The organism is Streptomyces sp. NPDC001220, assembly GCF_053597895.1.
In genome coordinates this window covers 1-9,140 of the sequence record NZ_JBSFJE010000044.1, presented here as the reverse complement: position 1 = coordinate 9,140, position 9,140 = coordinate 1, and the positions used below count along the sequence as shown (strand labels likewise).

Genomic DNA, 9,140 nt, shown 5'->3' with positions numbered 1-9,140 from the left:
GCGTTTCTTCGAGGACATGACGCAGAGCAGGATCGCCGAAAGCCTCGGCATCTCCCAGATGCACGTCTCCCGCCTCATCAGCCGCAGCTGCGCCCAGGTCAGGGACGACGCTCTACGCCGGTGACCTCTCTCCTACCGCGCACACAACCCGCGTGCGGGCCGGCCTGTCCTCGGCGCGAAGTGACCGACGGCGGGCGATGAACGCGGGGAGGGCCTCGAATTCCGGCCGAGCGTGCCCGCGTTCATGCCCCCCCCCGGTCACTCCCTCGGACGGGCCGCGCACATGTTCGCCGACCACCGGCAGATCCCCCTCGGGATCATCGTGAGCCGATGCCGCGGACTCCTCGAAGCCCAGGCTGCCGATGCTCAGGTTCGCGTGGACGTCGTGGAGCCCCGCGGTGGTGCTGCGCAAGCCGCGGCTGAACTCCGGACCGCACTCGGGCGGGCTCCGGATCTCGGACGCGCGTCACGCGGTGGCGCAGGCGGTTCCGTTCAGGCTGAAGCCGGACGGCTTGGCGAAGGCTCCGTCGGCGCTGCCCTGGAAGCCGAAGGCCACCTGGCCGCCGGCCGCGATCTGGCCGTTGTGGCTCACGTTGCTCGCCGTGACGGCTCCTGACGACGAGGACAGGTTCGCGTTCCAGGAGTTGGTGATCCGCTGCCCGGAGGGGAGGGTGAACGCGAGCTGCCAGCCGTTGACGGGAGAGGAGCCGGTGTTGGTGACCGTGACGTCGGCGGTGAAGCCGCCCTGCCAGACGTTCGTCGCGTACGCCACCTTGCAGGACGTGGAGCCGCCCGGGTTGCCCGGGCCACCACCGGAGGACCCGGTGTTGACGGTGGAGGAGAACGAGGTCACGGCGAGACCCGCGCCGTTCTGCCAGGGCTCGAACCCCGCCTGAACACTCGTCAGATACCAGCTGTTCTGCGCGAGTCCGCGCGAGACGGCCTGCCGGGCGAAGTCCATGACGTCGAAGGCCCAGCTGGTGACCGCCGACGGTGCGACGAACGACAGCACGTCGTTCGAGCCGTTGTTGCCGGACCACACCTGCCACTCCCGCCCGCCCACGGATGCGTTGCCGACCGGGGAGCCGATGGGCTGGATGGACCCGACCTTGTTGAACCAGATCATGATCTCGGTCCGGTTCACACCGTCGGTGCGCGGTGTGGGGTCGAGCCAGATGTCGTACGCGGCGTCGTACACCGCGTCGTTCACGTAGGCGTAGGAGATGCTCGAAGGCGCGGTGGAGACGGCGCTGAGCTGCGCGGGCAGGTTGGTGCCGGGCGAGCAGTTGGTGTAGTGGCAGCCGTTGTAGACGGACGGGTAGGACTTCGGAGCGCCGTTGGTGGGGACGGATCCGTCGGCCTGGGTGATCCTGAACCCCGACTCCGTCGCGGTGACGCACTGGGAGGCGCTGGTGCCCCAGCGGTTGTTCTGGACCACGTAGCGGCCCTGGATGGTCGTCGTTCCAAAGGGTTCGCAGATCGAGGTGTCGGCCTGTGCCGCCGTCGCTGTGGTCAGAAGCGCGGCGAGCGAGACGAGCGAGGTGAGCAGCGCGCCGAGCAGGCCACGCGCGCGGTGGGCATGGTGCGATGAAGGACGCATGCGGATCCTCTTCCGAGGGATGGGGGGGGGTAGTGGGGAAGTGCTCCCGTCACCTGGTGAATGGGAGCGCTCCCAATCCTGGGTTCGGCAGGACTGTAGGGATGGTTCAGGTCCATGACAAGACTGTCGGCGCGAACCCGTCGAACCGATTTCGGAGCCGCAGGTCGGACAGGGGTGCCGAGACGCGGCATGCCTACTCCGCGATCGATGCCCGGACGGATTCGCCGGCGCGGGTCAGGTCGACTCGCGGACCACCAGCTCCGTACGGAGGATGACGTGACGCCAGGCCACGGCACCCTCCTCCATCTCCTCCAGGAGCAGTCGGATCATGGCCCGCCCGATCTCCTCGATCGGCTGACGTACCGTGGTCAGCCGAGGTTCGGTCTGCTGGGCCAGCGGAAAGTCGTCGAAGCCGACCACGGCGACGTCCTCGGGCACCCGGCGTCCGGCCGCGCGCAGGGCCTCCAGGGCCCCCGCGGCCGTGGTGTCCGACGCGGCGAGGACGCCGTCGATGTCCGGATGCCGTTCGATGAGCTCGGCCATGGCGCGGCGTCCGCTGTCCGTCGTGAAGTCGCTCTCGGCGACAAGGGTCGGCCCACCCTTCAGGCCCGCGAGTTTCAGGGCCTCCTCGTAGCCGCGCAGCCGGCACTGGGCGGCGTACAGGTCGAGTGGCCCGGTGATGGTGGCTATGACTCTGCGGCCCCGCCGGACAAGGTGGGAGACGGCACTGCGGGCGCCACCGATGTTGTCCGCGTCGACGTAGCTGACGTACTCCTCCCCGGAGCGGCGCCCCAGCAGTACGGTCGGCAGCCGGGCTTCGGCGAGCATGTCCGGCAGGGGATCGCCGGCGTGCACGGACATCAGCAGGACACCGTCGACCCGGCCGCCGCGCGCGTACTCGAGGAAGCGCTGCCGCTCGGTGTCCGAGCGGACCAGGGTCAGCAGCAGTTGCATCCCCGTGTCGGTGAGCGCGTTCCCGAGTGAGCTGACGATCTCGGAGAAGAAGGGCTCCGCGAACTGCCGCCAGTCCGGCTCCGTCATGACCAGGGCGACGGCGTCGGCCCGCCGTCCCGCCAGGGAACGGGCCGCGAGATTGGGCACGTAACCCAGTTCCTCGATGGCCCGTTGTACGGCCCGGCGTGTCGAATCCTTCACGCCCGCCGCGTTGTTGATGACGCGGGAGACCGTGCCCCGTCCCACCCGCGCGTGGGCGGCCACCTCTTCCAGCGTCGGTGTCCCCGGGCGTCGCCTGCCCATGACCACCTCCCCCAAGAGATCACCGATCTTACCGGCCGGAGGGGAGTGAGCACACGAATTCACCAGCGGCATAGTTACCGGCGGTTGCCCTGCTCCCCATGGTTGGGAGCGCTCCCGTCAGGAGTGGGGAAGTCTGGGCGCGGTCGCTGGTGGTCATGACTGACATGGGCTGCCATGGCTCTGCTGAGCTGTGTTCGCGCAGGGGGCTGTCGGTTGTCCGGCGGGCGGCCCGAGCTGGTCGCGGGTCGGTCGGGCGGCCCTCTGCGCGGGTGGGCCGCCCCGCCGGATGTGTGTCCGCGTCCGGGATCCATGTGCTGTTCCTCCTTGCGTCACGCGACTCACGGAGAGGTGCCAAGGGCGGAATCCAGTGGGAGCGCTCCCATGGTGGAGATGGAGGCGGGCGCGGTCAAGACGCTGGGGCCTCCAAAGTTCGAACTGGGCCGATCCGGCGAAAAGTTTCGCAAGGGCCCTATGAAACCTCGCCAGTTGACGCTAGCTTCCTCCCCACCAGTGGGAGCGGTTCCATCAGGCGACGCGTCCGTAGCGGCGCGCCAAGCTGTGAGGACTCGCTCATGCGACACCCCCCGCATTCAGTACTTTTAGTCAGCGACGCTCTCTCGACACCGCTCTGCCCGGTGTTCTCGGGCCGGGGAGCCACGGCCGCGTGTGCCGTGGACAGGGACTCCGAGGCAACACCGTCGGCCGACCGTCGACCGGTGCACGAGCGCCGGATCGCACCGCACTCGCTTTGCGCCACTCCCGCGACACGCCGGCCTGACCCGTACGGGTCCTGCTTCGGCGTCGGTGCCTTCAGACACCGCCGGGCCGCCCCGCACCTGACCCGGCGCCCCCCAGCACCACCGAGGCCTTGAAGAGCCGGCATCACGGCCGCGCCTTCGAGTGGATGCCGGACGTACCGGCGCACCGACCACTGGAACGCCACGTGTGCCCCAGGTGTGGCCCAGACGTCGGCTCGCGCGACCGTCCGCGCGGCCTCTGTCCGTAACTCCCCATCCAGAGAAGGAAACCCGCACTCATGAGTCACACCAGGACATCGCTGCTCGCCGCCCTGGCGCTGGTCGCCGGGACGACGGGGACAGTGCTCGTCGTCGGCCAGGCCGGCGCCGCCACCTCGGCCGTCCCCTGCACCGTCGACTACAAGGTGCAGAGCCAGTGGGACACCGGCTTCACCGCCGCCGTGACCATCACCAACAACGCGGCAGCCAAGTCGAGTTGGTCGGTGAAGTGGTCGTACGCCGGCAATCAGAAGGTCACCAACGCCTGGAACACGAAGCTCAGCCAGAACGGTGCCGACGTCACCGCCGCCAACGAGGCCTACAACGGCGCTCTCGCGAGCGGAGGTTCGGTCAGCTTCGGGTTCAACGGCTCCTACAGCGGCACCAACGGCGTGCCCGCCACGTTCACGCTCGACGGGGTCACCTGCAACGTCGACGGCGGCGGCGGTACTGGAGGTGGTACTGGCGGCGGCACCGGTGGTGGCACCGGCGGCGGTACGGGCGGCGGTGGAGGTGGCGGTGGTGACACCGGGAGTCGCGCCGACAACCCCTACACGGGCGCCAAGGTGTACGTGAACCCCGAGTGGTCCGCCAAGGCGGCCGCCGAACCGGGCGGCAGCCGTATCGCCAGTCAGCCCACCGCTGTCTGGCTGGACCGCATCGCCGCCATCAACGGTGTGAGCGGTGGGATGGGTCTGCGCGCCCACCTCGACGAGGCCCTGAAGCAGAAGGGCTCCGGAGATCTCGTCGTCCAGCTCGTCATCTACGACCTGCCCGGCCGCGACTGCGCCGCCCTCGCCTCCAACGGCGAGCTGGGGCCCGACGACCTCGACAAGTACAAGTCCCAGTACATCGACCCCATCGCGTCGATCCTGTCCGACGCCAAGTACGCGGGCCTGCGGATCGCCACCGTCATCGAGCCCGACTCACTGCCCAACCTGGTCACCAACGCCGGCGGCACGCCCACGACCACCGACGCCTGCGTGACCATGAAGTCCAACGGCAACTACGAGAAGGGCGTGGGCTACGCCCTGGACAAGCTCGGTGCCATCCCGAACGTCTACAACTACATCGACGCCGCCCACCATGGCTGGCTCGGCTGGGACAGCAACCTCGGTCCCGCGGTGCAGGAGTTCCACAAGGTCGCGACGACGAACGGCGCGAGCGTGAACGACGTGGCCGGCTTCATCGTCAACACCGCGAACTACAGCCCCACCAAGGAGCCGTACCTCAAGGTCACCGACACGGTGAACGGCCAGACCGTACGTCAGTCGAAGTGGGTGGACTGGAACCAGTACGTGGACGAGCAGTCCTTCGCCCAGGCGCTGCGCGACAAGCTCGTCGCGGCCGGATTCGATTCCGGACTCGGCATGCTGATCGACACGTCACGCAACGGCTGGGGCGGCTCCGCCCGGCCCACCGGTCCCGGAGCGCAGACCACCGTGGACGGCTATGTCGACAGCAGCCGCGTAGACCGGCGGATCCACGCCGGAAACTGGTGCAACCAGAGCGGAGCAGGCATCGGGGAACGCCCGACCGCGGCTCCCGCCGCCGGTATCGACGCCTACGTGTGGGTCAAGCCGCCGGGGGAGTCGGACGGCAACAGCGCGGCCGTCCCCAACGACGAGGGCAAGGGCTTCGACCGGATGTGCGACCCGACCTACGGCGGCAACGCGCGCAACGGCAACAACCCCACGGGCGCGCTGCCGAACTCGCCGCTGGCCGGGCACTGGTTCTCCGCCCAGTTCCAGCAGTTGGTCCAGAACGCGTACCCGCCCTTGTCATGACCCGCTGACGCGCTGTGTCCGCCGGCGTCGGGCCCGCTCGGCAGGGAGAGGGAGGGGTCCGGCGGCGGCCAGGTAGGGAGGCGCGGCCGGCCGCCCCGCGGGATTTTCCCCGGGACGGCCGGTGATTCCCGTGGATCACGGTCGGGGCGGAGTTCCGGGAACTGGCGAGGACGGCGGACGGCGATGGCCGGCAGAGCAGGCGATTCGGGCTTCTGCCAAAATGGGACGTACCCGTCTGGCCTCTGCGCCGCACCCTGCCCTACAGATCCACCGAGGTTGTCGTGACCAAGCCACTGGCCCGCGCGCCTCAGCGCCGCGATGCACGGTCCAACCGGGCCCGCATCCTGGACACGGCCCGCCAGGAGTTCGGCCGGAACCCGAACATCACGATGGAGGAGCTCGCACAGGCCGCCGGTGTCGTACGGCGCACTCTTTTCGGGCATTTCCCCGGACGGGAAGCCCTGCTGGGCGCGCTCGCCGACGAGGCGTCCGCAGCGCTGCGGGAGGCGGCGGAGGACGCGGTGGGGCCGGACGACCCGGCTGAGCGGGCCCTGGCCCGGCTGTTTCTTGGGATGTGGCCCGTCGGAGACAGGTACCGGATGCTCCTGGCGCTGGCTCGCAGGCACTTGGGAGCCGAACGTGTAACGGGGATCCTGGCTCCGATCCGAGAAGCGGCGACGGACATTCTGGAGAGGGGACAGCGGGAGGGAGTCTTCCATTCCCACCTGCCACCCGTGGTGCTCAGCGCCGGACTGGAAGCGCTGACGGTCGCCTTGCTGGAGAGCGTCAATGACGGGGCACTGGATGACGACGTCGTCCCACTCGTCATCTCCACCCTGATCGCTGCCGGGGTGCCGGAGAAGCGTGCGAGTGACGTGGTCGTGGACGTCTCTTCCGTGATCAATCCCGAGCCGGGCTTCGGTGACGGCAGCTGATCCCGGTCGCTGCGCCCGCATCGACCGCGTCGCGGCCGCGAGACAGGGGACCGCTCCTGCTCGCGGTCTCCGGGGTGAGCCGTGGCTTCAGGGGGAATGCCGGATGACTTGCTCGGACCAGATCGTCTTGCCGTTCTGGCCATGGCGGCAGCCCCACCGTCCGCCGAGTTGAGCGACGAGGAACAGGCCACGTCCTCCCTCGTCGGTTGTGAGGGCACGCCGCAGGCGGGGTTGGGTGCTGCTGGAGTCGGTGACCTCACACACCAGGACGTGGTGGCGAATCAGACGGAGGTCCATCGGCGGACGGCCGTAGCGGATGGCGTTGGTCACCAGTTCGCTGACGATGAGTTCGGTGGCGAAGAGAAGGTCGTCCAGGCCCCATGTGGTGAGTTGGCGGGAGATCCATTCTCGGGCTTCGGAGACAGCGGCCGGATCGGCCGGGATCTCCCAGTGCGCGGTGTCCGCCGCCGGGACGGCGCGGGTGCGGGCCAGCAGCAGGGCCGCGTCGTCGCGCGGGGCCTGGTCCGCCAGGTCGGCGAGGAGTGCCCGGCCGGTTTCGTCCAGGGCACGATCCGGCCGGCAGTGCGCGGCGAGGGCCTTCGTCAGGCGTGGCAGACCTTGGCCGATGTCGCGATCGCCCCGTTCGACCAGGCCGTCGGTGTAGAGGGCGAGCACGCTGCCCGGCTCGACGTCGATGACGGTGGTCTCGTACGGCAGGCCGATGAGGGCGAGTGGTGGCCCCGGGGAGATCCCCACTGCTTCGGCGGTCCCGTCGGGCCGGACCAGGACGGGGGGCGGGTGCCCGGCACTGGCCATGGCGCAGCGCCTGGTGACCGAGTCGTAGACCGCGTACAGGCATGTGCCGCCGACGATGTCCCGGTCGCCGGACGGTGCTTCGGCCGCGAGGCGCTGGACCAGGTCGGCGAGCCGGGCGAGCAGTTCGTCCGGTTCGAGTTCCAGGTCCGCGAGCGTCTGGATGGCGGCGCGCAGGCGGCCCATGGTGGCGCTTGCGGCCATGCCGTGGCCGACCACGTCCCCGGCGACGAGGGCCACCCGGAGAGACGGCAGGGCAATGCAGTCGTACCAGTCACCGCCGATGTCCGCTCCGCCGCCTGCGGGCAGGTATACGCCGGCGGTCTCGGCTGCCGGAGTGTCGGTCGTGGCCGGGGGCAGGAGACGCTGTTGCAGCGCTACGGCCGCCCGGTGCTCGCGCGTGTAACGGCGGGCGTTGTCGATGGCGAGCGCACCCCGTGAGGCGATCTGCTTCATGAGATCCGCCTCGTCCTCGGTGAAGGGGTCGGATCGGCCGCAGCGCCAGGCCGATATGGCGCCGAGCGTGTGCCCGCGGGCATGCAACGGTGCAACCATCACCGAATGGGCGTCCTTCGGGACGAGATACACGACCAGCTGCGGGTCTCCGACCATGGCGATGAAGTCGTCAAGGCCGAAGACGACCGGCTCGCCGTGGCGGAAGCTGCGCACCAGGGGGTGGTCGGGAAGGGGCGGGACGGACTCGCCGCGCTTGATGCCGGCCGGCCACACGGCGCCGGCCGGCGCGAGGGCCGCGTTGCCCATGTCTCCACCGCCCAGCCGCTTCGACGGTTCGTCCCCGTCGAAAACTGAGTGCGCGAGGTCGACGGCGGCGAGATCCCCGAACGCAGGTGCGAGAACGTCCGCAAGATCCTGCGCGGTACGCACGACATCCAGGGATCCTCCTACGCGCTCGGCCACCTCGCGGGCGAGATCCAGATTCCGGCGGGCGCGCATCTGGTCGGCGTCGTCCAGGTACAGGGCCGCGACTCCCGTGGGGCGTCCTCGCGCGTCCTCCAGGCGGAAGGCGGACAGCGACAGCGCGTGCTGTCGTGCCGGATCGTGCCGCCAGCTCACCTGCTGGCTTCTGCGGACCACCGGGGCACCCGTCTCGAGTACCTGGCGCAGTACTGCCTCGAGGTTCTCGGCGTCCTCGGCGCACAGCACGTCGCTCAGCCGAGCGCCGGGCTGTACCGGACGGCCGTCGAGAGTGCCCGGCGTGGCGTTCGTCTGCACAGTGACGAGATCCGTGTCGTACACGGCGATCGTGATCCGGTTCTGTGCGGACAGTGCACGCAGCAGCGCCGCGCCGTGCTCGTGGCCGGCGACGTGGTGTGTAGGAGCCGCCACGACAAGGACCTCCTCCGAGCCGGAGCAGCCCACCTTGGTGGTCCTGAAGGTGACATCGATGGTGTCGCCGCACTGATGCCACAGCCGTACCCGGCCGGACGCCGGCATCTCCGTGGCGCGCAGGTCGTCCGGGAGGTCGGCCACCAGTTCCTGCACGAGGCGGCCGCAGACCTCCTCGGCGCGGAACCCGGTCAGGTCCTCTGCTGCCCCGGTCCACCGCACCACCGCGCCTCGGTGGTCGAGCACGGCGGCTGCCGGCCCGTCGAAGGCGTACGACCCTGCGCCGGGACCGGAGCCGGGTACGTCCGTCGTTCCTTGGGAGCCGCCTGCCGAGCAGGCGTTCTTGAGATTCTCCAGGTCCATGTGGGGCTTCCTTCGAGAGAGC

Annotated in this window: 6 protein-coding genes; 3 read left to right on the top strand and 3 right to left on the bottom strand. The window is 69.7% G+C overall.

Going from position 1 to position 9,140, the window contains the following annotated elements; translation table 11 throughout:
• On the top strand, positions 1-124 hold a 124-nt coding region (locus ACWDGI_RS43435), incomplete at its 5' end, for a sigma factor-like helix-turn-helix DNA-binding protein (protein ID WP_450768578.1).
• 342 nt (positions 125-466) lie between these two features.
• Here ACWDGI_RS43435 and ACWDGI_RS43430 read toward each other — a convergent pair.
• Both ACWDGI_RS43430 and ACWDGI_RS43425 read right to left on the bottom strand, forming a co-directional pair.
• A complete protein-coding gene (locus tag ACWDGI_RS43430) occupies positions 467-1,600 on the bottom strand; it encodes a GH12 family glycosyl hydrolase domain-containing protein (RefSeq protein ID WP_450768577.1) in 1,134 nt (377 codons plus the stop codon).
• 234 nt (positions 1,601-1,834) lie between these two features.
• On the bottom strand, positions 1,835-2,857 hold the full coding sequence (locus tag ACWDGI_RS43425; RefSeq protein ID WP_450768576.1) for a LacI family DNA-binding transcriptional regulator: 1,023 nt from the start codon (positions 2,855-2,857) through the stop codon (positions 1,835-1,837).
• Between the two features lie 1,036 nt (positions 2,858-3,893).
• On the opposite strand from ACWDGI_RS43425, the gene ACWDGI_RS43420 reads away from it, so the two are divergent.
• Complete coding sequence (locus ACWDGI_RS43420; RefSeq protein ID WP_450768575.1) at positions 3,894-5,660, top strand: glycoside hydrolase family 6 protein; 1,767 nt, start codon at positions 3,894-3,896, stop codon at positions 5,658-5,660.
• Between the two features lie 281 nt (positions 5,661-5,941).
• Positions 5,942-6,595, top strand: a complete 654-nt coding sequence (locus ACWDGI_RS43415) for a TetR/AcrR family transcriptional regulator (protein ID WP_450768574.1) — start codon at positions 5,942-5,944, stop codon at positions 6,593-6,595.
• A gap of 87 nt (positions 6,596-6,682) precedes the next feature.
• Here ACWDGI_RS43415 and ACWDGI_RS43410 read toward each other — a convergent pair whose 3' ends face one another.
• A complete protein-coding gene (locus tag ACWDGI_RS43410) occupies positions 6,683-9,118 on the bottom strand; it encodes a SpoIIE family protein phosphatase (protein WP_450768573.1) in 2,436 nt (811 codons plus the stop codon).
• Between the last annotated feature and the right edge of the window lie 22 nt (positions 9,119-9,140).